This is a genomic window from Bacillus sp. LK2 (genome assembly GCF_001043575.1).
GTDB lineage: Bacteria > Bacillota > Bacilli > Bacillales > Bacillaceae_G > Bacillus_A > Bacillus_A paramycoides.
In genome coordinates, this window is sequence record NZ_LDUK01000003.1 from 1 (window position 1) to 25,610 (window position 25,610).

Here is a 25,610-nt window from a genome sequence, read left to right on the forward strand (position 1 = left end):
ATATGCGTTTGTTGCGGTTGATTCGTATACATTTGCTGGGGCTGACTCATATGCGTTTGTTGCGGTTGATTCATAAACGACACTTCAAATGGCTGATAATAATTTTGATTTCCATAATAAGGTTCGAAAGGATACATATTATATCTTAAATATGTATCCTCATTATATTGGTACATATTTTGCTGCGCGTACGGGTTTGCTTGCTGATATACATTAGGTTGTTGAAACATGCATTCTCTCCTCCTTCACATAAGTTTCTACATATAGAATATGTACCTATAAAATAAAATGTGTGAAGGAGTATCTGTCTGTTTTTGTCGGAAGTTTAAATTTTTAAAAAAATTAGAAAGAAAGCCCTTCCATGCTATGATAATAAGGAAGAAGATTCTCATGGGGGAGGAATCAACATGGTATTAGGGGATTTAAAACAAGCGTTTTCTCAAAAAAAGGGGTATTGCACAGAAAATTCGAATGAACTGTTAGACTTTGCAAGACATTGTTATTTAGAAGGAAAAATATGTATATCAGATTATCGAACATTAATACGAGAATTAGAAATAAACGGTGCAACAAAACCTACAACAGTAACAGAGGCATAAAAAAACAAGAGGGTTTTTCCCTCTTGTTACTTACATTGCTCTATGATATTTTGCAAAGTATACGAAATAGCTTGATGAGTTTCAAAGAAACGTTTACCTTTTCCCTTATTTACAAAGCATTGTAGTACATTAGTTTGTAAATTATCGTACACTTGATCAATTTGTTGTACATGTATATACTTAGGTCTTTCTTTCTTGATCCACCTATAAGCTAAGTCTTTCCACAGCTCTAACTCTTCATCTACAGTATCAACAAATGGCTTCATATCCTTATAAAAATCATACTCATCAACTTCTCTTTTTTTCACATTCGCTTCATCATTATACTGCATTAACTTTTCCGAGGACTGGATTAATGCTTCATACTCCATTTTATTCCCACCTTACTATGCACTCACTACGACGTTTTGAAATGTCTTTACCCAACTCCCTTTTTCTTCGTGATGCACTAATTTATTTTCCATATGCTCGATATGCATTTCTGTTATTTCTATCTTATTGCATATTTTTTCACGCTTATCCTTCAACGCATGATTTATTCTAATCCCAATATTCATTTCCAGCAAATCGAGAGAACTTAACATTTGATCCATTTTTTTCATAACATCTTCCTTCTGAACCATCGCCATAAATAAAACGCCCCCTTCTTTGCCTTTCCTTTGTCATGTAATTTCGCCGATTTATCGATCACTCCTGCCCACATGACAAAACTAGTTGATATTCGTCAAAGAAATCATTTTGCATGCCATTTATAGAAATGGTAACAATACAAAAAGGAGGTGTATTACGATGGCAAAAAACAAAAACGAAAAAAAGAAAAATCAAAACAAACAACAAAACAAACCTGAGACTGGTAATCCAAAGCTTGATGGTCCAAATTTCCCTGCTACATAAAGTGACACTTTAATCTGAGTGACTCTTTCAAACAGCTATTTTCCGGCCTAGGCTCAACCTCTTTGCTTTCGCTAAGTTTTGAGGTTAAAGCCGTAATGCCCGCAAATAGCGGAATTAAAAGTAATTTGTTATAGAGCATATTACTTTTAATTAAGAAGTCCCACCTTCCTAAATGAAGGCGGGACTTCTTTTTAATTATATCATGAACTCATCTATTCTTTTGACAAAACTATTTAATATAGAAAGAGTATGTATTTGCTCTCGCTTCTTTCTATACCATTCTGTTATATTAATTTTCCCTTTAGGTTTTTCAAATAAAAATAATGAATTCGTTTCTAGCCCTTCACTAAACCAATCTTTTTCAATTATTTTTTCATGAGTAACAATCGTATACACATCTCTTAGAGCCGGCGTACCTGACTTTCTAGTCCCCTTTAGGTAGCATTCATAATCCATCCTCGATCCTGTATGCCTAGTTTGCAATGTAAATTTATAAAACAAATCCCTATACTTTGGATGATACAATAACCAAGCTAGTTTTTTCCCAAGTTCTATACGTTTTTGTAACGTTTCAAATTGATAAACTGAAAACCCATATATTCTCCCTTCCACCGTTGGAAAAACAACTGCACTAACATGAAATATTTCTTGAAATTTAAACACAGCGGTATCAAATACATGCTTTTGAAAATATGTATTCTCAATTACTGGTTTTTGAATTATATTTTGTTCATTTATAATAAGGGCCGTCATTAGCCTTATTACATCTCTTTTCTCCCAGAAATATATCCATTCTTTTTCCATAAAAATTGATGTGTTGAAAAATTGTAACAAATGGAAAAGAGGTACACATCTCCTTTTACTTTCCTCATATAGTAATAGTTGAGGGAAGGCATCTAAGAAAATAAGCCAATTAGCCTTTTCGTACGTGAGAAATAAATGTTTCTTTACTGTTGGAGATAGAACATTAGAATAGCACTTTCCTTCTAGATCTGTCATGTTCCAGCCTCCATTCCTTGAGACCATACTCGCTAAAAAAGACCATCGAATTTCTTTATTTCTCAAATAATATTCTTGGTAAGATTGTGTACGTAAAATATTATCTACATTAGCTATATCTGTTCTCTCCTTAATATTGTTAACTATAGCTTTTTCATCTTCTGTGCAAAAATAATCATTGCGATTTTGTTTAATTTTTTCGTAATCGTGCCAGCTAAACATGAATAAGTACCATACCTTTCTTGAAAAAGGTCACATCTTTTTTCATTTTTTGATATAATCACCTTTGTAAGTAATTCTTAACAAGTTGGGAGTGGACACAATATGACCATTCGTTATCCAAATGGAAAAAGGTACGATCAAGCTTCACACCCTCATAAAACACCAGTTAAAAAACATACTTATAGTAATAGAGGTATGTCCCTTGAAGAGGAATTGAATGACACAAATCAATATTACTTAACCCATAATATTGCATGCGTACATAAAAAACCTACACCTCTTCAAATTGTAAAAGTAGATTACCCCGCTCGAAGTGCTGCTGTGGTAAAAGAAGCGTATTTCAAACAACCTTCTACAACAGATTACAACGGTGTATACAAAGGGAAATACATCGATTTTGAAGCGAAAGAAACAAAAAATAAAACCAGTTTTCCCCTTCAAAACTTCCACCTTCATCAAATTGAACATATGAAGCAAGTAATCGCTCATAACGGAATTGCATTTGTTATTATTAAATTTACACTTTTTGATGAACTTTATTTATTAGATTCAAAACATATTATTGCATTTTGGAATCGTCAAAATACAGGTGGACGTAAATCGATTACAAAACAAGAAATAGAAGCGCATGGATCTTTATTATCATGCGGTTATCACCCTCGGATTGATTATATCCGTGTACTAGACACGGTTTATTTTTCGTGATAGAGTCATCACTAAGGCTCTTTTTTCGACTTTTGGGGGAGAGAATGAAAGGTAGGAGAAAGTATAATGTCAGATAATTATCGTTCTCGTACAGAACGAAATCATGTAAAAAATCAAACGAAAGAAACAAATAAAGAAGAAAAACCAAAGAAAAAAGGTTCCTTTTTCAAGAAATTCCTTATAGGTTGTCTACTTCTTGGTATCGTCGGTCTCGTAGCTGGCGTTTCGGCTTTCTTTGTTATGGTAAAGGACGCTCCAAAATTAGACAAATCAAAACTTGTCAATCCTTTATCAACAAAGTTTCTTGATAAGGACGGAAATTTCTTCTATGAATACGGTGCGGAAAAACGAACCCACGTTACATACGATCAAATTCCAAAAGTAGTGGAAAATGCATTCCTTGCAACTGAGGATTCACGTTTCTATGAACATAATGGAATTGATTTTAAACGAACTACAAAAGCAGTTATGGAGAATGTCACTGGTGGTTTCGGTTCCCAAGGTGGTAGTACGATTACACAGCAAGTAGTTAAAAACTATTTTCTAACGATGGAAAAAACCGCAAAACGAAAAGTGCAGGAATGGTACTTATCTTATAAATTAGAGCAACAATACTCTAAACATGAGATTTTAGAAATGTACTTAAATAAGATTAATCTAGGTAACCGCTCTTACGGTATTGCATCAGCAGCTCAAAAATATTATCGCAAAGATTTAAAACAATTACAGTTACATGAAGCTGCAATGCTCGCTGGTTTACCCCAAGGTCCTAACATTTATGATCCAACAAAACCGGAAAATGTTGAACGAGCAACAAATCGCCGTAATGTCGTATTATCATTAATGAATCGACATGGTTATATAACAAAAGAAGAAATGAACAACGCAATGAAAATCCCTGTAACTGAGGGTCTTCAAAAATCAGAACTAACTGAAATGAAGTATCAAGCATTTTTAGATGCTGTTGTAAAGGAAGTTGAAAAAGAATATCCTGATGTAAATATCGGTTCAGATGGTTTAACGATCCAAACAACACTTGATCGAAATGCTCAAGATTACGCTGACGAAATTATGGATGGCAATCTTATTAAGTATCCAAACGATCAATTCCAAGGGTCATTTGTATTTATGGATACACAGTCTGGAGAAGTTCGAGCAATTGGGGCTGGGCGAAAAGAAAGTAAGTCTACTTTCAAAGGTCATAATATGGCAGTTGATTTAAAACGCCAAGTTGGTTCAACCATGAAACCTATTTTTGACTATGGTCCAGCTATTGAAAATCTACAATGGTCTACGTACCATCAACTAAATGACTCAGAGTACACATACTCTGATGGTACAAAAATTAAAAATGCTACAAACAGTTATAAAGGAGATGTGTCCCTACGTGACGCACTAAAAAAATCTTTAAATATTCCTGCTTTAAAAACAGCTCAAACGGTCGGGCTTGATAAATCAAAAGAATTCGCCAAAGGTCTAGGCATGACATTTAAAGATGATACTGTTTTTGAATCAACTGCAATCGGTAGTAATGAAAGCTCTCCGTTAGATGTCGCTGGAGCTTATGCAGCATTTGGAAATGACGGTATGTACAATAAGCCTCATTTCGTTAAAGAAGTTATTTTCCCAGATGGGAAAAAGAAAAGCTTTAAACCGAAAGAAAAACGAGCAATGCACGATTATACAGCTTACATGGTTACCGATGTACTTCGTGATGTTGTAAAACCTGGTAGTGGCGGTACTGGGCCAACGGCTTATGTTCCCGGTTTTGACGTTGCTGGTAAAACAGGAACACAAAACTTTGATAAATCTGTTATTGAAAAATATGACATCCCAGCAGATGCAAACAGAGATAGTTGGTTTGCAGGGTATACACCTCAATATACAATGGCTGTATGGACTGGGTACGAAAAAGATAGTAAAGAAAATTACATTGGAGATCGTTCTACTAGAATTGCTCAGCAAATGTTCCAAGTGATGATGAGCAAATTTGCTACAGATAAATCTCGTTTCGAGCGCCCTTCTTCTGTACAAGAATTAAATGAAGAATTATATGTAAAAGGTGCAAAAAAAGATGCAGTTAAAGAAATTAAAGTAGATCCGCCTAGTGGCCTTAATGTCGCTTTCGATGGGTCTAGCACAGTTACACTAAACTGGTCTGGACCATCAGAGGTTGATGCGTATGCCGCAAACTATAAAGCTACTGACGGTACTAGTGGTAGCTTATCAGTAAGTGGTACAACAGCTACCCTCGGAGGCATTAAACCAGGTGTTACTTACAGCTTCTCTGTAGTAGCGAAAAAAGGTACTGGAACAAGCCCTGCAGTCGGTGCATCCTTTACCGCTCCTGGAGGAACTCCAGACGCGAAAAAAGCTGAGGAAGAGGCTAAGAAAAAGGCTGAAGAAGACGCTAAGAAAAAAGCTGAAGAAGACGCCCAGAAAAAGGCCAATGAAGATAAGGTAAAACAAGAAGAAGCTAAGAAAAAGGCTGAAGAAGAACAACGTAAACAACAAGAGCAACAGCAACAACAAGAGCAACAACGCAAACAACAAGAAGAAGCTCAGAAGAAAGCTGAAGAAGAGCAGCGTAAACAACAAGAGGCTCAGAAAAAAGCTGAGGAAGAAGCTAGAAAAAAAGCTGAAGAAGAGCGTAAACAACAGGAACAACAGAATCACCAACAAGAACAACCGCATAGCGGAGGAGATACTACTCCGCACGCAGACGGAAATGTTGTTACAACAGAATCATAATAAAAGAAGTCCATTTCTCCTAACGAGAAATGGACTTCTTTTTTGTTATGATTTTCTTTACATGTAGCTTCTCTATTTCGATATACAACTGTGCTAATTGAATATAAGAATGATAATTACTTGGTTTCTTGATAATAAATGAATATCGCTCCATAAAATTAACAGGTTGTACTTCTAATTTATTCATATTTACTTGCATTTCATTCAAACCATGAACAGGTTGCTCATTTAGCCAATATACAACCGATAGCAAGTGAGCTGCAAAAAGAATCATCGGTCCCTCAGCTTCTTGTTTTTTCCTGTTTCGAAATAGCGTAGCAATTTCGTCTTGTTTCGTTTTCCATGTATTTAACACCGCTGGAATACTTTTTTCAAGTTCATTCCATGGCTCATACTGTTTTTCTATATCAAATATAAAATAAATATTTTGTATTATTTCTTCAAAAGATTGATCAGTATGATACGTAATCGATTTTACATCCTCTTCAAAAAATGGTAAATATCGAAACGTTTTCGGTACTTCTACAACTCTCTCCATCCCTTATTTCCCCTTCATCCGCTTTTTCCCTTCACGGCATACATCTAATAGCGGGCACTTTTCACATTGTGGACGTTGCGCTTTACAATGATAACGTCCAAAGAATATCATACGATGATGCGTCACTCCCCATTCATCCATTGGAATTTTCTTCATCAACGTTTTTTCCACCTCTAAAACTGAATCTTTCCATCTGCAAATCGCTAAGCGCTTACTCACTCTCTCTACATGCGTATCAACAGCAATTGCTGGAATCCCAAACGCAACTGAAACAACTACATTCGCTGTCTTTCTCCCTACACCTGGTAAGTTCGTCAGCTCGTCACGGTCTTCTGGAACTTTTCCGTTATAATCATCAAGTAACATTTGACATAATTTTTGAATGTTTTTTGCCTTGTTTCTATACAATCCAATTGAACGTATATCTTGTTGTAATTCTTCTAAAGACACACTTAAATAATCTTCTGGTGTTTTATATTTTTGAAATAAGTTTTTCGTCACTTTATTTACAAGTACATCTGTGCATTGCGCAGATAATGCCACTGCGATTACAAGTTCAAATGGATTATCATGAATTAATTCACAATGCGCATCTGGATACATATCCGCCATTGTATCTAGACAATAACGAATTTGCGTTTTGTTCAACATATCTTTCCTCCTACATTACTGCTCCAACCAATTATAAAAAGGCACTTTCCCAGTAAATTTCGTCTCTTGTTTTGTCGTTTGTTGTGTGCGTTGTTGATTCGCTCTAAATTTCTGGCCTTGATTTTGCGCTTGATCCACCGTTTTAATTCCATTCTTTTTCCACTCAAATAAGATGCGATCAATATACCTGAAATTAAGTTTACCACTCATAACAGCTTCCCGAAGAGCCGCTTGAATTAAATTCGGATGATGTTGATCTTGATCTTCCCACATTCCCAATGTTTCACATTCAAACGGCGAAAGTGGTCTTCCAAATTCTTTTTCAAATACTGTATATAAATTTACTTGAATTTGTTTTTTTTCTTGTTGCTCTTCTTCTATAGATTCATTCATTAAAAAGTGCAATATTTTTTCCCATAGTGGTTGTAAAGAATAACTTTCACACATCATCGCTTCAGATCTTTGTCCACCTTCTAGTGCTAAAAAACCTTTTTGAATTAATGTCTGAATCACTTCCATACATTTCATTTCTGTTATCGTCATCCGTTCTGAAATCTCTGAAGGAGTCGGGAACGAATTACCTGATTCTAAAAATGTGTGTACATGAAGTACCACCATAAATTCCGTTTCATTTAAACCTAGCTTTTTATAATGCATCATAAGCAATTTAGGAATCGCTATGCTTCCCTGTTCAAACCATTGTAACATCATTTTCTTTTTCATCACCAAACACCTCGCTCTCTAGTATAACACACCTTTAGCTATTTCTTTTTGCCACAATTCGTCAAAAAACCTCCCTATATGTAGGGAGGTTTTTTTGTGTTTAATACAAGGAACAGCCGATTAAGCCTGCACTTTACTTTTCATAAATGTATGAATTCGTTCCAATGCTTTCTCTACTTGCTCAAGAGATGTCGCATACGATAGTCGAACGTTATTTGGTGCACCAAATCCTGTCCCTGGAACAAGAGCCACTTTTTCCTCTTCTAATAATGCCTTTGCCCAGTCATCAACTGTCTCATATCCAGTTAACGCTACAGCTTCTTTTACATTTGGGAATAAGTAAAATGCACCTTGTGGTTTGATGCAAGTGAAACCAGGAATTTGAATTAATTTATCATAAATAATGTTTAATCTTTCTTCAAATGCTTGACGCATCGTTTCTACAGGTTCTTGTGAGCCTGCATATGCAGCAATTGCACCGTATTGAGCAATTGAAGTAGGGTTTGACGTACTATGACTCGCTAAGTTCGTCATCGCTTTAATAAGCTGCTTATTTCCTGCTGCATATCCAATACGCCACCCTGTCATAGAATGAGATTTAGATACACCATTAATAATAAGTGTTTGTTCTTTTAATGCATTAGAAAGCTGGGCAATTGAAGTATATTCTGCATCACCATAAATTAATTTTTCATAAATTTCATCAGAAACGATTAAGATATCATGTTCTAAACATACTTTTCCAAGCTGTTGTAATTCTTCTTTGCTGTAAATCATTCCTGTTGGATTGCTCGGTGAATTAATAATAACTGCTTTCGTTTTCTCTGTAATTGCCTCACGCAGCTGCTTTGCTGTAATTTTGTACTCATTGTCTTCTAGACCTTCTACATAAACTGGCTTACCACCAGCAAGCTTTACTTGCTCAGGATAACTTACCCAATAAGGAGTTGGGATGATAACTTCATCTCCTTCATCAAGTAACACTTGGAATAATGTATATAATGCATGCTTGGCACCATTACATACAATAATTTCAGATGGATCATACGCTATCCCTTGATCGCGAGTAAATTTCTTAACGATTTCTTGTTTTAACGATTGTAATCCACCTGTTGGTGTATATTTCGTATGTCCTTCTAACATCGCTCTATGTGCGGCTTCCATAATATGTTCTGGCGTATTAAAGTCAGGTTCTCCTGCCCCTAATGCAATTACATCATGACCTTCCGCTTTTAATGCTTGTGCCTTTGCTGTAATTTCTAAAGTTGAAGACGGTGTTAAAGCAGCTACTCGCTTTGCTAATTTCATTTGCTGTTCCCCCTACATCTATTTTTCAATGCTATATCGTCGTAAAAACTTGCCATCTTTAAATTCAAGATAGTAGTAACTATAACGATTTTCATCATCAATATATGTAACTTCCCATAATGGTATATTGTTTTCAACGCCTAATTTTGCTTTTAAGATTTCTTTCGGTTTGCTTTTTGATTCTTTACTTCCATCGTCGACCTGTTCAGCCGTTCTTTGTATAGCTTCTTTTTCAGAAATACCTTCGCTCTTTTTTCTTACTATAGTATCTCCTTTTTTCTCAGGCACCCAAACAATGATTTGTTCTCCTTTTTCATCTGTACCTTGTACGACGGTATATGAAGATTTTCCATTAAAATAATCAACAGATTTTACCTTTGTAAGTTTTGCCTTTTCTTTTGCAATTTCTACAACCTTTGATTCTTTTGGAATTTTATTTTCCATCGCTTTATTATAAACATATGCCCCATATATTCCACTAGCAACGATAACGATAATGATTGCAAAGATCCACTTTTTCATTGTATCACTACGTTCTGTAAATCGTAAATACAGCTGTTTCTTTGTCTTTTTCGTCTAATGCTAATCCGAACATGAGGTCTTGCTCTTTTAACGTACGATTCAAGCTATCAACAATTTTATACAAATCAGACGAATATTTAATACGCGTCGTTGATAGTACTTCAATTTTCTTCTCCATGAAAAAACTCCTCCGTTACACAAAAATTTCTAATTATAGAAGAACGCAATGCGGTTACAATAAGAGTACATTCTTTACAACCCCTGCTTCATCACCCATCTATTATAGCAGGACATGTACAGCAAAAAAAGGTTTCAAACCGAAAAGCAATACATTTTGTATACAAGAAGTAAGAAAAATAAAATTCCTCCTACCCACATTTTTTACGCCTGAAGTTTAAATGTACTTCAGGCGTATTTTTCTTCCAATTTTTATTTATTTGGCCGTTCCTCTAATTGCTCTAACAATTCTTCTAACGGTCCTTCATAGAGCGGGACAGTCGGGATTGATTGTAAGAATCGTTTTCCATAGGAAGAGCTTGTCAAGCGACGATCTAACACAAATACCGTTCCTGTATCTGTATTTGTTCTAATAAGACGACCAAATCCTTGTTTGAAACGTAATATCGCTTGCGGGAGCGCTAACTTAGCGAATACGTCTTCTCCTTGATTTTTTAGCCACTCACCTTTTGCTTCCATCATTGGCTGATGAGGAGGTGTGAATGGGAGACGGACAATAACAAGACAACTCAAGGCATCTCCTGGAATATCTATCCCTTCCCAAAAACTGCTTGTTCCTAACAAAATCGATTTGTCAAACTCCTGAAATTTACGGATTAAGCGACTTCGACTTCTATTATTCACACTTTGTGTTAGCAATAAATATCCTTCTAATGCATCATCATTTTTCAAATGCGTATACGCTTCTTTTAACATTTCATACGAAGTGAATAAAACGAGCATTCTACCTTTTGTAGTCTTCGCTATTTTTGCAATATGTTCCGATACGGATTCAATATAGTCCTCATTACTAACTTGCTTAATAAAAGGTACATCCGTTGAAACCATTAATTTCATTTGTTCTTCAAAATGAAACGGCGACGGAACCTTTAATGTATTTGGAGCAAAGTCATGTAAGCCTAGCTCCTCTTTTATATAGTCGAATGTATCGTTAACTGTTAGCGTTGCTGATGTGAAAATAACACTCTTTTTTTGCGTTAAAAATTCATCAGCAAATCTTTCACCAATATGAACAGGCTGCGCATATAAAACTGTTGAATGAATCGTCCCCTTCGTTTCGGTCTCCATCCATGTCACGTATGAATTTTTTTCTAATATGAGTAATTGTAAAGCTTGTGCCATCTTTCTCAACAACTCAATTAGATGCATAAATTCACCTGTAACAACATGCATCTCCCACTCTAATTTACTTTGCAGTATATCAACTTGTTTCTCAAGTGTAGTCACTAATTTTCTTAACTCATATACAAAACGATTTGTTAATTCAGTAATACTATCCCATAACTTACCGTGCTCCACTTCCGTGTTATATCGATAAACGAGCGGCATATTACTCGCTCCTTGTTCTTGCTTTGTTTGTTTAAATATGAAAGCACGTAACATTTGGAATAGTTCATCAGCATCAAACTTCAGTTCCTTCAAACTATGACTCATCATACGAAAAATCGAACGAGAGGCTTGCTCTGATTTTTTCATCATTTTATATACTTTGGACAGCACATCATCTGTTTCTAGCGTACCAAGACGAGATAAAACTAATTGAAAATACATACATGAGAACTGTTCACCTAATGTTCTACTAGCCGCTTCTTCAATATGATGAGCTTCATCAAAAATAATATGTTCATATGAAGCAAACAGTGGTTCTTCACTTGAAAAATCTTGAAATAATAACGCATGATTTGTAATAACAATATCTGCAAATAATGCTTTATTCTTCGCTCGCTGATAAAAACAACGACTAAACCAGTTACTTTGCATTCCGCCTGGACTATATGCATCACTGCAAATACGATTCCACAGCAACTTTCCGCCCTCAGGAATATTTAATTCATCACGATCGCCAGTTTCAGTTTGCAGTAACCACACTAAAATTTTCGCCTTCGTAAGCGCCATATCATAATTTTTCTCTTCCTCTTGCAAAGCATATTCAAATTTATGTAAACAAAGATAGTGCTTTCTTCCTTTCAGAAGAGCCACCTCAAATGAAAATGGCATTATTTTTTGTAATAACGGAATTTCTTTTTCAAGTATTTGCTGTTGCAGTTGTACAGTTTGTGTACTTATAATGACAGGTTCTTCTTTTTTCCTTGCAAAATAAATACTTGGAAGTAAATATGCAAGAGTCTTCCCCGTACCTGTTCCTGCCTCAATAAGTGAAAACCTGGAGTCTCTTAAAGCTGTGTATATTTCCTTCATCATAAGCTGTTGGCTTTCTCTTTTTTCAAACTTTGGCATGTTCAATTCAAGTTTATCCATTGTCTTATGTAAGAAAGCATCAAATTTAGATGAGCATGTTTCACTTAGACTTAAGGAATAATTCCGCTTTCGAAGTGCAATATTTCGATACACTTCATACCCCTCTGCCTCTTCTTTACCATGCATCATTTTCTTTAAAATATTTTCAGAAAGCACATCAGCTATATCACTTTGGAAAACATCACTTAATTCATAAAGCGATTGTAATGTGACAAGTGGTAAATTTTCAATTTCATTTAAAAATTGTAAAAACAACTCCGCTGTTGCAAGAGCATCACTATCCGCACGATGCGGTTGATCGTGCTCTAATTCATGTTTCTTGGCTAAATCACGTAATTTATAACTATCGGCTGTCGGCAAAAGAATTTGCGCCAATTCAACTGTATCGATTTTAGGACAATGTACTTCTGTATATCCAGCCTGCCTTAATTCTTCATTTAAAAAATTCCAATCAAAGTGAACATTATGCGCAACGAAAGCCGCACCTTGTAATAGCTCAACAATCATCGGGGCTACATCTCGGAATAACGGGGCTTGTTTTACTAGATCTTCATCAATCCCTGTTAATTCTGTAATAAATAGGGGAATCTCTCTCTTCGGGTTAACAAAAGATGAGAAAATTTCTAATATCTCTCCATCTTCTACTACAACAGCTGCAATTTGGGTGATTTTATCCTTCCCATCTTTCCAGGAGTTCCCTGTCGTCTCTAAATCAACAACGACATAACGCTTACTCATATATGTAACACCTCAATTTCTTACCTTTCAAACAACAAAATTCATATATTGTTACTATACCACGTTTTATCTTATCTTAATGAAAAGACACAGAAAAAAGCTATCTCCTTAATAGAGATAGCTTTCCTACTTATAATATCGTGCCAGCTTTTTCAGCACCTAACATTTCAATAATTTGATTATGATCGTCTAGTACTGCAATTTTCGGTTCTTGTTTATGAACATTTTCTTCTGCCACTAAACCATAGCAAATAATAATAACTTTATCACCTGGTTGTACAAGCCTTGCAGCTGCACCGTTTAAACAAACAACGCCGCTACCGCGCTCTCCTTTAATAACATATGTCTCTAATCGAGCTCCATTGTTATTATTTACAATTTGTACTTTTTCATTTTCTATAATATTTACCGCATCCATTAAATCTTGATCAATTGTAATACTACCTACATAATTTAAATTTGCTTCCGTTACAGTCGCGCGATGTAACTTCGCTCTCATCATTGTGCGAAACATAGCTGCTCCCCCTATTTCCCCATTAATGTTATATTGTCAATTAATCGTACATTTTCAAACTTAACTGCAATTGCTAAAATAATTCGTCCTTCAATTTTATCTATTGCTGTCAATGAAGGATATGCATATAAGTCAGCATAATCTACAGTGCCCTTCGTATACTTCTCAATATGCTCTCTCACAAGATTCATAATGATTTCTGGATTGTGTTCGCCTGCCTCAATTCGTTCCTTCGCTATACATAGACTGCGGTATAAATGAGGAGCCTCCTCACGTTCTTCTTGTGATAAATACACATTACGAGAACTTTTCGCTAATCCATCCTCTTCCCTTACAATATCAACTGGTACGATCGTAACTGGAATATTAAAATCAGTTACAAACCCTTCAATTACAGCAACTTGCTGTGCATCTTTCATACCGAAATAAGCACGAGTTGGCGTTGTAATATTAAATAATTTCATTAGTACAGTAGCAACACCAGCAAAATGACCAGGTCTTTGTTTGCCGCATAATACGTCCGTACGCTTCACAACCTCTACTGTTGTTGTTTGTTCTGCTGGATACATCTCTTCTACACTCGGATAAAATAAATAGTCAACACCATTTTCTTTCGCTACACTTTCGTCTCTATCAATATCACGAGGGTATCGATCTAAATCTTCATTTGGTCCAAATTGCAATGGATTTACAAATACACTTAAAACTACAATTTCATTTTCTTCTCTTGCCTTACGTAATAAAGTAGCATGCCCTTCATGTAAATACCCCATCGTTGGAACAAAGCCAATACTTTTTCCACTTGCACGAAGTTCGCTCGTAATTTGCTGCATCTCTTGCACTGTAGTTATGATTTTCATTATTGTTTTCCCCCGTATAACGCTAAGCATTCTTCCTCTTTCATTGTGAACGAATGTTTTTCTTCAGGAAATTGCCCTGTTTTTACTTCAGCAACGTATTGCGAAATCCCTCGCACAATCTCCTCTTGAACAGATGTATATTGCTTCACAAATTTCGGAACACGTTTTACGCCATACGAGATAAGATCATGATAAACAAGTACTTGCCCATCTACTTTCCGTCCTGCTCCAATTCCGATTGTAGGAATTGTTAATTGCTCTGAAATAAGTTCTGCTAACTGCATTGGCACACATTCTAACACAAGCGCTATCGCACCAGCTTCCTCACATTTCTTCGCATCTTCTATTAATTTCTTTGCACTTTCAGCATCTTTTCCTTGTACTTTATACCCACCTAGAACTCCTACAGATTGAGGAGTTAAACCTAAATGTGCCACGACAGGGATTCCCGCATTCGTTAAGTAGTGAATAGTCGATATAACTTCTCCAGCACCTTCTACTTTTAATGCATGTGCCCCGCTCTCTTGAACGATGCGGCGTGCATTAATCATCGTATCTTGCAATGATACGTGATAAGACATAAATGGCATATCAGTTACAATAAACGTCTCTTTCGCTCCGCGGTGTACAGCTTTCGTATGATGGATCATATCCTCTACTGTTACTGGAACCGTTGAATCATATCCAAGTACAACCATCCCAAGAGAATCCCCAACTAAAATCATATCAACTCCAGCCTCTTCTGCTAATTTAGCAGATGGATAATCATACGCCGTTAGCATTGTAATCGGCTCACCCTGCTCTTTCATTTTCAAAAAATCTGTTTTTGTTTTCAAAAACTACTCCTCCTTTATGCAGGAGAGAGGAGATGGCCGAAATCATATAAAAAACCCCTCTGGCCATAAAAGGGCAGAAGGGTTGTGTGTTAGTCGGCATTATTCATCCCTCTGTCCCAGTCCGTTATTGGATCAAGGCAGAATCCAAATTATTATTTTTTCATACTGCTTTAAATAATGGTGCAGTTCGCTTTGATACTGCCCATATTCGAACTAATTATAGCAAACTAAGAAAAGGAATTGCTACACTTTTTCGAAAAAATAATTTTCTACTTTCATTACGGTATGTGAAATTTATAAATGTCCGATAAGTAAAAGAAGTTCCAATTTGGAACTTCTTTTACTTAATTTCTATATCAGCAGAATGAATGTGATGCACGTGTCCTTGATGATCCTCAAGTAGCAATACACCATCGTCCGTAATCCCTTTTGCTATCCCAGTAATCGTTTCCTTCATCGTTCGAGCTGTAATTTCTTTTCCGATACTCACTGCATAACTTTCCCAAAGAATTTTAATAACAGAGAAGCCATTTCTTAAATACTCTTCATACAATTTCTCTAGTTGTAAGAAAATTTGTTGCATAAGTTCCGCACGAACAATCGGCTTACCCGACTCAATTGCTAACGAAGTTGCAATTTGCTGAATTTCCTCATCAAAATGTTCTTGTTTCTGATTTGCATTAATACCAATCCCCATAATAACAGCATTAATTTTATCCGGATCAGCTTGCATTTCCGTTAATATACCGACAGCTTTTTTCCCTTGAATTAATATGTCATTTGGCCATTTAATACCTACATTTACACCGGTACATTTTTCAATTGCTTGCGCTACGCTAACAGCTGCTAATAAAGTAAGTTGAGGTGCATGATGAACTGGAATAGATGGACGCAAAATAATACTCATCCAAATCCCTGTGCCTTTTGGAGAATACCATTTTCTACTTAAACGTCCTCTACCTGCTGTTTGTTCTTCTGCAACGACAATTGTTCCCTCTTCTGTTCCTTCATAAGCAAGTCTTGCTGCAATATACTGAGTAGATTCAACTGATTCTTCAAAATAAACTATTCTACCGATACGCTCTGTTTGTAATCCTAATTGAATCTCGTTAGCAGTTACTTTATCTGGTTTACTAGCAATCCGATAACCTAAACGGCGCACAGCTTCCAGTTCATACCCTTCATTACGAAGATCCTCCATATGCTTCCATACAGCGGTTCTCGAACAACCAAGTTTATCACTAAGCGTTTGACCAGATACAAATTCACCATCTGCTTCAGAAAAAACTTGCAATAACTGCTTTCTTATAGTAGATTGCATCTTTGCAGCCACTCCCTTACATTCTCATTCTCGTTAGCTAAGTTTCCTTCTACGATAGCTTCTTCAATTTTCTGAAGCATTTCGGCAACCCAAGGGCCTGGCTTTTTATCTGCCCAAATTAATAAATCATTTCCTGTCACATTCATTTCTTGGCGACTCTTTATAGGTAATGACTCAAATAATGTTTCCACTTGTTTAACAGACGAGCTACCATAACTTTCTATTATCGCTTCATATACTCTCTCCGCCATTACTGCGATGTGAATCCCAGTTTTATAAAGAAAGACCGCATCCCATTCCGCCTTATTTCTAAAACGGATTGCTAATAGAACTGCTACAATATCTTTAATTTTTTTATTTGAAAACTTCCATTGTCGTAAAAAGACAGAAGGATGTTCTTCTCCAATACAATATAAGAAAAATGCCCATGCCTCAATGTCTGTTTCGAAAGAATCCCATTTAAATTGCGTAGCTTTTAAGAGTCGTTCTTCTGACATTTGTAAATATGGGAGATGAGAAAATAACTTCGTTTCTACTAACTCGTGAAGCCCCTTCGCACAATATGTACCAGTCAACAATTTTTCAAATTCTACTGTAATTCTTTCAATTGCAATATGTTCGAGCAAATGCCCATACGTTTCAATTGCTTGTTTCGTCTTTGTTTCCAAAGAGAAACCTAGCGTACTAACGAATCGTATACCACGCATCATTCGCAGTGCATCTTCTTGAAAACGGTCTGCAGCATTTCCAACTGTTGCAATTTCTTTCATACGAATTGCTTCTTGCCCAGCAAATAAATCAATCATTTTGCCTTCTTCTGTCATTGCAATTGCATTCATCGTGAAATCACGTCGTTTTAAATCCTCTTCTAAAGAACGGACAAATTGAACACTACTAGGTCTCCGAAAATCTTCATATTCGCTCTCTGTTCGAAAAGTTGTTACCTCATACGGTTCGCCATCTTCTACAACAATTACAGTTCCATGCTCAAGACCAACCGGAACATGTCTTGGAAAAATAGCCATTACTTCTTCTGGTAAAGCTGATGTTGCAATATCGATATCTCCAATCGGTCTATCGATAATAAGATCGCGTACACTTCCACCAACGAAGTAAGCCTCATGTCCTTGCTGTTTTAATGCCTCAATAATTGAACTAGCTTTTTTAAATCTTTCCATTCTTGTCATCCCTTAGTATGTCATAATAAATCGCCTCGTACTGTGAAACGATTTTTTCTGAACGAAACTGCTCATATACAGATTTCATTGCTCGCTCTCCCATATTATGGTGAAGCTCTTCATTTTCTAGTAGTTGAATTGCTTGCTTAGCTATGCCGTCTGTATCTCCAACTTCACATATGTATCCTGTTTCACCATGTTGAATGACCTCTGGAATACCTCCAACCCGCGTTCCAATACAGGGTACACCACACGCCATTGCTTCTAATAAAACAAGGCCAAAGCTTTCCTTTTCTGATAAAAGTAACATTAAATCGCTCATCGCAAGGAGCTCTGCAACATTATCTTGCTTTCCTAGGAATAAGACACGATCTTCAATCTGTAAATTTTTCACTAGCTGTAAAATCGTACAAAATTCTGGTCCATCCCCAACAAGAAGCAACTTCGCATCCACTTCCTTAACAATTTTAGCGAATGAATGAACAACATCCTGTACTCGCTTAACTTTTCGGAAGTTTGAAATGTGAATTAGTACTTTTTCAGTTTCCTGTATACCATATTCCTTTTTTAACTGATACATATCACGCTTAAAATATACACGTTCATCAATAAAATTGTATACTGTCTGAATCTCTTTATCTGGTTTTACAACCTCATGCGTTTCTTCGATTAGCGAATGCGATACCGCGGTAACAACATCAGATTGTTCAATACCAAATCGAATTAAATTATTTAACGAAGGGTCGGAACCTAACACAGTAATATCTGTTCCGTGTAAGGTTGTAACAATTTTAATACTCTCCCCAATCATTTGTTTTGCTAAATATGCACAAATAGCATGTGGGATTGCATAATGCACATGTAAAATATCAAGATTTTCTCTTTGAGCAACCTCGGCCATTTTACTTGCTAATGCTAAATCGTAAGGTGGATATTGAAATACCGAATATTGATTTACTGTTACTTCATGAAAATAAATGTTTGGATACACTTTATTCAACCGAAATGGTACACCCGATGTAATAAAGTGTATTTCATGCCCACGTTCCGCCAATTGTTTTCCTAATTCCGTTCCAACAACCCCAGAACCACCTACAGAAGGATAACATGTAATACCTATTTTCAATTTCATTTACATCCCCCTATTAAATCAGCATGTAATAAAAGCGGCTTCTTACTCATAAACCCTTCGGCATACTTCACTCCAACTTCTTTCCCAAACATCTTCTCGCGAGCGATTACAGTTTCAACGTATCCATCAGTTAATGGCGTCTTAACACCATCACTCCCTGTTGAAAACTGACTTTCATACGCTTCTAACGCTTCGACCTTATTAGAAAGGTACTCACTTATATCTATACAAAAATTCGGTTTATGAAAACCATTAATCATATAATTATAAAAAGACTCTACACGATGCGGCGGAAGTTCAGGCATATATTTACGAATTCCTGCTGAAAAGATAGCTTCTTCCACAAGTTTCGCGCAATTCGCATGGTCTGGATGACGATCTTCATAATATGGTGCAAAAATTAGCGTTGGCTTATATGTACGAATAACCTTTACAATTTCACGTATATATTCTTCTTTCATATACAGGCCACGGTCTGGCATCGCCAAATTAATTCTCGTGTTTACTCCCATAATACGAGCTGCAGCCTGCGCTTCTTCTTTCCTCAGTTCTACCGTTCCATTTGAAGAAAGGTCAGCTTCTGTTAAATCGCAAATGCCTACTTCATATCCTTGCTTCGTATATTTTGCAATAGTACCTGCCATGCCGATTTCAACATCATCGGCATGAGCACCAAACGCTAATATATGTAATCCACTCATAATTGTTCCCCTCATTTTCTTAACTTTCGGTAATCTAAATCTCCCCGCTCTAATGCATGCATTAGCATTTCAGCACTTGCCATATTCGTTGCTAGTGGAATGGCATATACATCGCATAAACGAAGTAACGCATTGACATCCGGTTCATGTGGCTGCGCTGTTAGTGGATCCCGGAAAAAAATCACCATATCCATATCATTTTTTGCAATCATTGCACCAATTTCTTGATCGCCACCAAGAGGACCAGATTGATATCTTGTTACAACTAAACCAGTTGCCTCCATAATACGAAGTCCTGTCGTTCCTGTTGCAAAAAGTTCATGCTGTTCGAAAATTGGTTTATATGCGTATGCAAACGAAACCATATCATTTTTCTTTTGGTCATGTGCGATTAAGGCAATTTTCATCCGTTGTCTCCCCTTTAGTCGATAATATTTTCTAAACCGTACACAAGATGATCAAGGTTCATTACTGTTTCAATTGATAGTTTTACCCCTGACATAAATGATGCACGATTGAATGAATCATGACGAACTGTTAACATTTGTCCATCTCCGCCAAATAACACTTCTTGATGCGCAATAAGTCCTGGTAAACGTACGCTATGAATATGAATACCATCCACATTTGCACCACGTGCACCTTCTAGTTGTTCGATTTCATTTGGATGACCTTGCTGCTTTGGCTCGCGGGTTTGACGAATTAATTCTACTGTTTTTACAGCAGTACCAGATGGTGCATCTAACTTTTGATCGTGATGCAACTCAATCACTTCCACATCTTGGAAGTACTTCGCTGCCATTTGAGAGAATTTCATCATAAGTACTGCACCAATCGCAAAGTTTGGAGCAATTATCGTTCCTACTTCTTTTTCTTTTGCAGTTTCCGTTAAATGTTTAAGCTCTTCTTCTGTAAATCCTGTCGTACCAATAACAGAACGTAGTCCACGCTCAACTGCAAGTGTAACGTGTTGTTTCCCAACTTCTGGCGTTGTTAAATCTAACAACACATCTGCTTCCACTTCATCTAAACAAGTATGTAAATCTGCGTAAATCGGTGCATCTAACGCAGGCATTCCAGGCAAATCAGAGATTTTCTCTCCGCCATGTTTATAGTCAATTGCTGCTACTAAATTGAAATGTTCTGTTCTTTCCATAAGAAGGACTGCTTCATGTCCCATACGTCCTCTTGGTCCGGCGATAATTACTTTAATTTCTTTCATGCTTCTTTCTCTCCCTCATCAATACGTGTCCAGCGATCTTTATCACGTGTATTAAATTTATCCATTACAATGTTATGCGCTGTTTCTAAATCAATATTTAAACTATTTGCCATACAAATCATAACAAATAATACATCTCCAAGCTCTTCTTCAATACTTCGTTCTTTCTCAGTCGTTTTCTTCGGTTTCTCACCATAATAATGATTAACCTCTCTTGCAAGCTCTCCCATTTCTTCAGTTAAACGGGCCACCATTGCAAGCGGACTAAAATAACCTTCTTTAAATTGACCAATATATGCATCTACTTCTTTCTGCATATCTTTCATTGTTTTTGCTTCCATACTATTCACCTCTAATCCTTCCTCTTTCATGTTAGCCAATTCATAGCGATTTGACAAATATTATTCTCTCATATCACTATTTGCGACCCTTTTTTGGTTAGACTATAATAAAGTGAAACTTTCTTTTGCATGCTTTTTCGCAAAAGATTAGCCTGAACCAATCAGTCTCTTACGACGTTTACTATTTTTACTAGCAGCTAGAAATAACTTATTATTATGTTTTACCGTTTAAGCGGAGCAATGCAAATCAATACATAATTAGGGGGATTTCTATATGACAGCAAACTTGAAGATTCGAAACATCATTTTCATTTTAATCGGTTCCGCTATTTTTTCTTTCGGTATTGTGAATATCAATATTGAAAACCACCTTGCAGAGGGTGGATTTACCGGCATTACGCTATTATTATATTTTCTATTTTCGCTTGACCCTTCTTATACAAACTTAATTTTAAATATTCCTATATTTTTCATCGGTTGGAAGTTACTTGGACGAACGACATTTTTATACACATTAATAGGTACATTTAGCGTATCTTTATTCCTATGGATTTTCCAGCGCTACGAAGTACTCAACTTACATTTAAACTTGCAAAATGATATGACACTTGCTGCTTTATTCGCCGGGGCATTTATCGGTATCGGCCTTGGAATTATATTTAAATACGGCGGGACTACTGGCGGTGTTGATATTATCGCAAGGCTAGCTCACAAATATGTTGGCTGGAGTATGGGAAAAACGATGTTTATGTTTGATGCAGTCGTTATTGTCGTCTCTATTCTTACATATTTATCATACCGTGAAGGTATGTATACGTTAGTTGCTGTTTTCATCGGGGCTAAGGTCATTGATTTTATGCAAGAAGGAGCCTATGCAGCAAAAGGAGCAACTATTATTTCTGATAAGAACGATGAAATTGCTGCAAAAATTTTATCAGAAATGGAGCGTGGGGCAACCTTTTTAAAAGCTGTTGGATCCTATACAAAAGTTGAACGAAATGTACTATATTGTGTTGTAGCTAAAAATGAAATCGTGAAATTAAAAAATATCATTACTTCTGTAGACCCTCACGCGTTTGTTGCTGTAAGCGATGTACACGATGTCGTCGGCGAAGGATTTACATTAGATGAAAATAAAAACCCGTTACATAATTAAACATAACTAGAAAAGCCACATGGCTTTTCTAGTTTTTTATTGCTATATATTGCTTCAGCTTCTCTAAATCCTCATAAATTAACTCCAATAAACTACGATTATAAAAAATTGAAGCCGGATGAAAGGTAGGAAAAATTTTATATTCTTTTTCAGTCCATATAAACTCTGCATGATCTATATCTTTTAGTTTTTGAATCGGCTGCTTTAATAGTTGCCCATGAATATCCGTAATCTTTTTATTCTTTCCGGCTAAACGTTTTAACGCAATATTACCAAGTGTAACGATAACTGGCGGATTCATATGTGCCAATTCAAAATCTAACAACGGAGCGTGTGCAAGTATTTCGCCTTGATTCGGTGTTCTATTATACTTTTTCTGTATTAATTCGCCATTTCGCTCTCTTTTCCCGCGCCACTTAAACGGTCTACTTCGAACCGCACTCGTAATGTACACTTCTTCCCTTTTGATGTGAATACGTTCTAAAAACTCCATTAAATGTTTTCCGGCTTTTCCGCTAAACGGTATGCCATTATAAATTTCTGTTTCACCAGGTGCTTCTCCAACAATCATTAATTTCGGGTTTTCAGGGCCTTGTCCACTTAAAAAACCTTCTAATTGATACGAAACGCTACGCTCCTTCACTTGTTTTACTAAATGATCTGGATATATTATTTCCGTCACCTTCTTTCACCACTACATACTTATATTTATTATTACTAGTTCTAGACATCTCATTATCTCTATTATTTCCATTTATAGCGTATTATAAGATTCAATCCACAAAACAAAAAAAGACTATCAAAATTGATAGTCTTTAATCGTCGCTACGCTGCATACCAGTATAAATTAATACGAGACGTAATAATTCAAATACTGCCACAGCAGCTGCCGCTACATATGTTAATGCTGCCGCATTTAATACTTTACGAGCTTGACCGTATTCATCTGTCGATACGATACCTAGTGCTTCAATTTGTTGCATTGCGCGTTTTGATGCATCAAACTCAACTGGTAATGTAACAAGTTGGAAAATCACACCTGCTGCCATTAAAATAATTCCTAGTAACAATAAACCAGACATTTGTGCAAATACACCGATTAGGACGAAAATCCAAGACATATTTGAACCAAAATTAGCAACTGGCACTAACGAATGGCGTACACGCATGAAATTATAATCTTTCGCATCTTGAATTGCGTGTCCTACTTCGTGTGCTGCTACTGCTGTACCAGCAACTGAATGTCCATAATAGTTATCTGTTGATAATCGAACTGTCTTTGCAGTTGGATCGTAATGATCTGATAAATGACCTGGCGTTTCTTCTACAGCTACATTATACAATCCATTTTCATCTAAAATTTTTCGAGCCACTTCCGCTCCTGTCATACCTGATGTTGAATAAACTTGTGAATACTTGCTATAGGCACTACGTACTTTTGACTGTGCATACAACGGTATGATCAAAATGATCGCGAAGTAAATTAAATAAAACATCATAAACCTCCATTGAAGTTTTAATTATAGTACTTCTCATTCTATTTTTTTCTTCCATCATTGTCAATAAATAAACCTTACAATCCGCATCTTTATTTATACGCATTATCTATTTTTAGAATGCAAGTTACTTTTCCGCTTCTCTCTTTCCCCTTTATATTTTCTCCATCCAACATACGTTAAAGTAAATAGAATAAGTCCCCCAGTAATTGTCATAAACCAAATGAGAGAGGGAGCAATCTCATCTTTTTTTACTGTATGAAATATTTTTTGCAAATCACCTTTAATAATTCCTAGTTGCATTTGTCCACCTTTCGTTTTTAACATAACGTTACGAAATTCATCCAAATAAGATAAATGCGCGTTTACCCGCTGCGCTTCGTTTTCTGGCAGGGCAATCATTAAACTCGGATAAATAATATTAAATTCATTTAAAAATGTATTTAGCGTCTGTTGGAACTGTCCATCATCCTCTTTTTTCATCGCTTTTTCCACTTGAGAAAAAGCATCCATTATCTTTCTTTCTCTTTCCATCCAAAGCGGCTGATATTTCGATACATGTGCATCAACAGCGAGTTGTAGTGCTAACATATTATCAACTTTGATCTGCTTTCCTACAACATTTTCCTCCGAGAGGGATTGAATCGCCTTGTCATACGCTAAAGAGATCACTCTAAATTGATCTGGGTTTATTGGTTTGCTTTTTTCATTTCCCTTTAATACAAACTGTTCCGAAAAACGTTTCAATACTTGTATTGCTTTTTCATCTTCATTCCGCTTAACTAACTGCAAAGAATCATCTAACAATCCAGTTAGTTCACTCCACTCCTCAGCATATATACGTACTGGAAACATTAAAATTAGAAATGCTATCAGTCCAATTAATGTTCTCTTCATCCCGGTCCCCCCTATAACTACTAGTACAAAATATGTAGAGTTGGACAAGAATAGAACAGAACCGAAAAATATATTATCTCTATGGAAACAAAAAAATTCTCTTTAAACAGAGAATTTTTTCTTTGAAATCCTTTTCTTTTTCACTAAATATTTATACACACCGTAGCAAAGTATGCTACCAGTTAAAATCAATAATAAAATAACACATGCAGCATGCATAAAGAATTCTTCTGGTAGCATTAAAATAATCGGATCTGTTTCAATATCAAACATCCAATAATCATTGCTAAATAAAAGCTTATGAAATAATACGAAACTCTTTTCAAAATTAATGGCAATTGGTAACGTAAGAGCTATCGGAAAAATAATTGTAAGAATCGATCCGTGAAGTAAAAACTTTTCTTTTTTCTTTTTTAATAAATACGCTCCTCCTAATACAGCAATTACAATCGTTCCATACATTATATATTGAATCTTCACTAAAATGTTTTTAACATCTACAAAATGAATTCGGCCATTTGTAGACATATCTAATGTCGGCAATTGTAATGCCCCTTCATAAAACGGAGATAAATATGTAATAAGCACATCATAGTTTCTCTTAATTTCATCCTTTGTCATATCCGCTAAATCTGGAATGTTTAAAAAATCAATTTCAAAATAATATAGCCACTTTCCATATACCACTGCCATTGTCGCGAGAGCGAAAATAGAAAATGCTATGCTATATGAAACAACTAAAGTGATCATCCGATCCAATATTTTTATACCAATCTTATTTTCCTTCATTTTCTCCCCCTAGATTTTAAC

General features: G+C 35.9%; 29 protein-coding genes and 1 pseudogene. 5 read left to right on the plus strand and 25 right to left on the minus strand.

The window, feature by feature from the left end:
• A pseudogene (locus tag VK90_RS03045) lies at positions 1-230 on the minus strand (YppG family protein); the annotation flags it as partial.
• A gap of 177 nt (positions 231-407) precedes the next feature.
• Here VK90_RS03045 and VK90_RS03050 point away from each other — a divergent pair.
• On the plus strand, positions 408-599 hold the full coding sequence (locus VK90_RS03050; RefSeq protein ID WP_002171200.1) for a YppF family protein: 192 nt from the start codon (positions 408-410) through the stop codon (positions 597-599).
• A gap of 26 nt (positions 600-625) precedes the next feature.
• Here the strand turns inward: VK90_RS03050 and VK90_RS03055 are convergent, their stop codons facing one another.
• Positions 626-970, minus strand: a complete 345-nt coding sequence (locus tag VK90_RS03055) for a YppE family protein (RefSeq protein ID WP_002171199.1) — start codon at positions 968-970, stop codon at positions 626-628.
• Positions 971-985: 15 nt separating this feature from the next.
• Positions 986-1,228 carry a hypothetical protein gene (locus VK90_RS03060; RefSeq protein ID WP_002171198.1) on the minus strand — a complete coding sequence of 81 codons (243 nt, stop codon included), beginning with the start codon at positions 1,226-1,228 and terminating at the stop codon, positions 986-988.
• A gap of 85 nt (positions 1,229-1,313) precedes the next feature.
• On the opposite strand from VK90_RS03060, the gene VK90_RS31180 reads away from it, so the two are divergent.
• Positions 1,314-1,493 carry a phage portal protein gene (locus VK90_RS31180; protein ID WP_081806572.1) on the plus strand — a complete coding sequence of 60 codons (180 nt, stop codon included), beginning with the start codon at positions 1,314-1,316 and terminating at the stop codon, positions 1,491-1,493.
• A 195-nt stretch (positions 1,494-1,688) separates the two neighbouring features.
• Here the strand turns inward: VK90_RS31180 and VK90_RS03065 are convergent, their stop codons facing one another.
• Entirely contained in the window at positions 1,689-2,714 is a 1,026-nt protein-coding gene (locus VK90_RS03065) for a DUF2515 domain-containing protein (protein WP_048370387.1), read from the minus strand.
• Positions 2,715-2,816: 102 nt separating this feature from the next.
• Between VK90_RS03065 and recU the strand changes: the two genes are divergently transcribed.
• Together recU and VK90_RS03075 are read left to right on the plus strand one after the other, a co-directional pair.
• Positions 2,817-3,419 (plus strand): Holliday junction resolvase RecU, encoded by a 603-nt coding sequence (recU, locus tag VK90_RS03070; RefSeq protein WP_002171195.1) that lies wholly within the window; start codon positions 2,817-2,819, stop codon positions 3,417-3,419.
• A gap of 66 nt (positions 3,420-3,485) precedes the next feature.
• Positions 3,486-6,170, plus strand: coding sequence for a PBP1A family penicillin-binding protein (locus VK90_RS03075; RefSeq protein ID WP_048370389.1), 2,685 nt, complete (start codon positions 3,486-3,488; stop codon positions 6,168-6,170).
• 19 nt (positions 6,171-6,189) lie between these two features.
• Here VK90_RS03075 and VK90_RS03080 read toward each other — a convergent pair whose 3' ends face one another.
• The 17 genes from VK90_RS03080 to VK90_RS03155 all read right to left on the minus strand — a co-directional run bounded on the left by VK90_RS03080 (position 6,190) and on the right by VK90_RS03155 (position 21,251).
• A complete protein-coding gene (locus VK90_RS03080) occupies positions 6,190-6,708 on the minus strand; it encodes a YpoC family protein (RefSeq protein WP_048370391.1) in 519 nt (172 codons plus the stop codon).
• A 3-nt stretch (positions 6,709-6,711) separates the two neighbouring features.
• Positions 6,712-7,359 carry an endonuclease III gene (nth, locus tag VK90_RS03085; protein WP_002171192.1) on the minus strand — a complete coding sequence of 216 codons (648 nt, stop codon included), beginning with the start codon at positions 7,357-7,359 and terminating at the stop codon, positions 6,712-6,714.
• A gap of 15 nt (positions 7,360-7,374) precedes the next feature.
• Entirely contained in the window at positions 7,375-8,082 is a 708-nt protein-coding gene (gene dnaD / locus VK90_RS03090) for a DNA replication protein DnaD (protein WP_002171191.1), read from the minus strand.
• A 120-nt stretch (positions 8,083-8,202) separates the two neighbouring features.
• Positions 8,203-9,390, minus strand: coding sequence for an aspartate transaminase AspB (gene aspB / locus VK90_RS03095; RefSeq protein WP_048370393.1), 1,188 nt, complete (start codon positions 9,388-9,390; stop codon positions 8,203-8,205).
• An 18-nt stretch (positions 9,391-9,408) separates the two neighbouring features.
• Positions 9,409-9,912, minus strand: coding sequence for a cell wall elongation regulator TseB-like domain-containing protein (locus VK90_RS03100; RefSeq protein WP_002171189.1), 504 nt, complete (start codon positions 9,910-9,912; stop codon positions 9,409-9,411).
• Between the two features lie 7 nt (positions 9,913-9,919).
• Complete coding sequence (locus tag VK90_RS27505) at positions 9,920-10,090, minus strand: YpmA family protein (protein ID WP_000412179.1); 171 nt, start codon at positions 10,088-10,090, stop codon at positions 9,920-9,922.
• Between the two features lie 251 nt (positions 10,091-10,341).
• Positions 10,342-13,146, minus strand: a complete 2,805-nt coding sequence (dinG, locus tag VK90_RS03105) for an ATP-dependent DNA helicase DinG (protein WP_048370395.1) — start codon at positions 13,144-13,146, stop codon at positions 10,342-10,344.
• A gap of 130 nt (positions 13,147-13,276) precedes the next feature.
• Positions 13,277-13,660 (minus strand): aspartate 1-decarboxylase, encoded by a 384-nt coding sequence (gene panD / locus VK90_RS03110; protein ID WP_048370397.1) that lies wholly within the window; start codon positions 13,658-13,660, stop codon positions 13,277-13,279.
• Between the two features lie 11 nt (positions 13,661-13,671).
• Positions 13,672-14,520, minus strand: a complete 849-nt coding sequence (gene panC, locus VK90_RS03115) for a pantoate--beta-alanine ligase (protein ID WP_048370399.1) — start codon at positions 14,518-14,520, stop codon at positions 13,672-13,674.
• Positions 14,520-15,356, minus strand: coding sequence for a 3-methyl-2-oxobutanoate hydroxymethyltransferase (gene panB / locus VK90_RS03120; protein ID WP_002171185.1), 837 nt, complete (start codon positions 15,354-15,356; stop codon positions 14,520-14,522). The genes panC and panB overlap by 1 nt, the downstream gene beginning before the upstream one ends.
• A gap of 340 nt (positions 15,357-15,696) precedes the next feature.
• Positions 15,697-16,677, minus strand: coding sequence for a biotin--[acetyl-CoA-carboxylase] ligase (locus tag VK90_RS03125; protein WP_048370401.1), 981 nt, complete (start codon positions 16,675-16,677; stop codon positions 15,697-15,699).
• Positions 16,662-17,855 carry a CCA tRNA nucleotidyltransferase gene (locus VK90_RS03130; RefSeq protein ID WP_048370403.1) on the minus strand — a complete coding sequence of 398 codons (1,194 nt, stop codon included), beginning with the start codon at positions 17,853-17,855 and terminating at the stop codon, positions 16,662-16,664. Before VK90_RS03130 ends, VK90_RS03125 begins: the two co-directional genes overlap by 16 nt.
• The gene (bshA, locus tag VK90_RS03135; protein WP_048370405.1) at positions 17,842-18,987 is read right to left on the minus strand and encodes an N-acetyl-alpha-D-glucosaminyl L-malate synthase BshA; all 1,146 of its coding nucleotides are present in this window, start codon (positions 18,985-18,987) and stop codon (positions 17,842-17,844) included. Before bshA ends, VK90_RS03130 begins: the two co-directional genes overlap by 14 nt.
• The gene (gene bshB1, locus VK90_RS03140) at positions 18,984-19,688 is read right to left on the minus strand and encodes a bacillithiol biosynthesis deacetylase BshB1 (protein ID WP_048370407.1); all 705 of its coding nucleotides are present in this window, start codon (positions 19,686-19,688) and stop codon (positions 18,984-18,986) included. Before bshB1 ends, bshA begins: the two co-directional genes overlap by 4 nt.
• Positions 19,689-19,699: 11 nt before the next feature.
• Positions 19,700-20,095 (minus strand): methylglyoxal synthase, encoded by a 396-nt coding sequence (locus VK90_RS03145; RefSeq protein WP_002171179.1) that lies wholly within the window; start codon positions 20,093-20,095, stop codon positions 19,700-19,702.
• A gap of 14 nt (positions 20,096-20,109) precedes the next feature.
• Positions 20,110-20,910 carry a dihydrodipicolinate reductase gene (gene dapB / locus VK90_RS03150; RefSeq protein WP_048370410.1) on the minus strand — a complete coding sequence of 267 codons (801 nt, stop codon included), beginning with the start codon at positions 20,908-20,910 and terminating at the stop codon, positions 20,110-20,112.
• Entirely contained in the window at positions 20,907-21,251 is a 345-nt protein-coding gene (locus tag VK90_RS03155; protein ID WP_048370600.1) for a nucleotide pyrophosphohydrolase, read from the minus strand. The genes dapB and VK90_RS03155 overlap by 4 nt, the downstream gene beginning before the upstream one ends.
• Before the next feature lie 274 nt (positions 21,252-21,525).
• Between VK90_RS03155 and VK90_RS03160 the strand changes: the two genes are divergently transcribed.
• Positions 21,526-22,407 carry a YitT family protein gene (locus VK90_RS03160; protein WP_048370412.1) on the plus strand — a complete coding sequence of 294 codons (882 nt, stop codon included), beginning with the start codon at positions 21,526-21,528 and terminating at the stop codon, positions 22,405-22,407.
• A gap of 28 nt (positions 22,408-22,435) precedes the next feature.
• Here VK90_RS03160 and VK90_RS03165 read toward each other — a convergent pair whose 3' ends face one another.
• The 4 genes from VK90_RS03165 to lit form a co-directional block, all read right to left on the minus strand.
• Complete coding sequence (locus VK90_RS03165; RefSeq protein ID WP_048370413.1) at positions 22,436-23,089, minus strand: uracil-DNA glycosylase; 654 nt, start codon at positions 23,087-23,089, stop codon at positions 22,436-22,438.
• 133 nt (positions 23,090-23,222) lie between these two features.
• Positions 23,223-23,903 carry a zinc metallopeptidase gene (locus tag VK90_RS03170; RefSeq protein WP_002171174.1) on the minus strand — a complete coding sequence of 227 codons (681 nt, stop codon included), beginning with the start codon at positions 23,901-23,903 and terminating at the stop codon, positions 23,223-23,225.
• A 105-nt stretch (positions 23,904-24,008) separates the two neighbouring features.
• Positions 24,009-24,800, minus strand: coding sequence for a sporulation protein YpjB (gene ypjB / locus VK90_RS03175; RefSeq protein ID WP_048370415.1), 792 nt, complete (start codon positions 24,798-24,800; stop codon positions 24,009-24,011).
• 102 nt (positions 24,801-24,902) lie between these two features.
• On the minus strand, positions 24,903-25,589 hold the full coding sequence (gene lit / locus VK90_RS03180; protein ID WP_048370418.1) for a lipoprotein intramolecular transacylase Lit: 687 nt from the start codon (positions 25,587-25,589) through the stop codon (positions 24,903-24,905).
• Positions 25,590-25,610: the final 21 nt, after the last annotated feature.

Coding starts and splice junctions, on each gene's coding strand:
- VK90_RS03050 (WP_002171200.1), top strand. CDS start 408: ATGGTATTAGGGGATTTAAAACAAGCGTTTTCTCAAAAAAAGGGGTAT.
- VK90_RS03055 (WP_002171199.1), bottom strand. CDS start 970: ATGGAGTATGAAGCATTAATCCAGTCCTCGGAAAAGTTAATGCAGTAT.
- VK90_RS03060 (WP_002171198.1), bottom strand. CDS start 1,228: ATGGCGATGGTTCAGAAGGAAGATGTTATGAAAAAAATGGATCAAATG.
- VK90_RS03065 (WP_048370387.1), bottom strand. CDS start 2,714: ATGTTTAGCTGGCACGATTACGAAAAAATTAAACAAAATCGCAATGAT.
- recU (WP_002171195.1), top strand. CDS start 2,817: ATGACCATTCGTTATCCAAATGGAAAAAGGTACGATCAAGCTTCACAC.
- VK90_RS03075 (WP_048370389.1), top strand. CDS start 3,486: ATGTCAGATAATTATCGTTCTCGTACAGAACGAAATCATGTAAAAAAT.
- VK90_RS03080 (WP_048370391.1), bottom strand. CDS start 6,708: ATGGAGAGAGTTGTAGAAGTACCGAAAACGTTTCGATATTTACCATTT.
- nth (WP_002171192.1), bottom strand. CDS start 7,359: ATGTTGAACAAAACGCAAATTCGTTATTGTCTAGATACAATGGCGGAT.
- dnaD (WP_002171191.1), bottom strand. CDS start 8,082: ATGAAAAAGAAAATGATGTTACAATGGTTTGAACAGGGAAGCATAGCG.
- aspB (WP_048370393.1), bottom strand. CDS start 9,390: ATGAAATTAGCAAAGCGAGTAGCTGCTTTAACACCGTCTTCAACTTTA.
- VK90_RS03100 (WP_002171189.1), bottom strand. CDS start 9,912: ATGAAAAAGTGGATCTTTGCAATCATTATCGTTATCGTTGCTAGTGGA.
- VK90_RS27505 (WP_000412179.1), bottom strand. CDS start 10,090: ATGGAGAAGAAAATTGAAGTACTATCAACGACGCGTATTAAATATTCG.
- dinG (WP_048370395.1), bottom strand. CDS start 13,146: ATGAGTAAGCGTTATGTCGTTGTTGATTTAGAGACGACAGGGAACTCC.
- panD (WP_048370397.1), bottom strand. CDS start 13,660: ATGTTTCGCACAATGATGAGAGCGAAGTTACATCGCGCGACTGTAACG.
- panC (WP_048370399.1), bottom strand. CDS start 14,520: ATGAAAATCATAACTACAGTGCAAGAGATGCAGCAAATTACGAGCGAA.
- VK90_RS03125 (WP_048370401.1), bottom strand. CDS start 16,677: ATGCAATCTACTATAAGAAAGCAGTTATTGCAAGTTTTTTCTGAAGCA.
- VK90_RS03130 (WP_048370403.1), bottom strand. CDS start 17,855: ATGGAAAGATTTAAAAAAGCTAGTTCAATTATTGAGGCATTAAAACAG.
- bshA (WP_048370405.1), bottom strand. CDS start 18,987: ATGAAATTGAAAATAGGTATTACATGTTATCCTTCTGTAGGTGGTTCT.
- bshB1 (WP_048370407.1), bottom strand. CDS start 19,688: ATGAGTGGATTACATATATTAGCGTTTGGTGCTCATGCCGATGATGTT.
- VK90_RS03145 (WP_002171179.1), bottom strand. CDS start 20,095: ATGAAAATTGCCTTAATCGCACATGACCAAAAGAAAAATGATATGGTT.
- dapB (WP_048370410.1), bottom strand. CDS start 20,910: ATGAAAGAAATTAAAGTAATTATCGCCGGACCAAGAGGACGTATGGGA.
- VK90_RS03155 (WP_048370600.1), bottom strand. CDS start 21,251: ATGGAAGCAAAAACAATGAAAGATATGCAGAAAGAAGTAGATGCATAT.
- VK90_RS03160 (WP_048370412.1), top strand. CDS start 21,526: ATGACAGCAAACTTGAAGATTCGAAACATCATTTTCATTTTAATCGGT.
- VK90_RS03170 (WP_002171174.1), bottom strand. CDS start 23,903: ATGTTTTATTTAATTTACTTCGCGATCATTTTGATCATACCGTTGTAT.
- ypjB (WP_048370415.1), bottom strand. CDS start 24,800: ATGAAGAGAACATTAATTGGACTGATAGCATTTCTAATTTTAATGTTT.
- lit (WP_048370418.1), bottom strand. CDS start 25,589: ATGAAGGAAAATAAGATTGGTATAAAAATATTGGATCGGATGATCACT.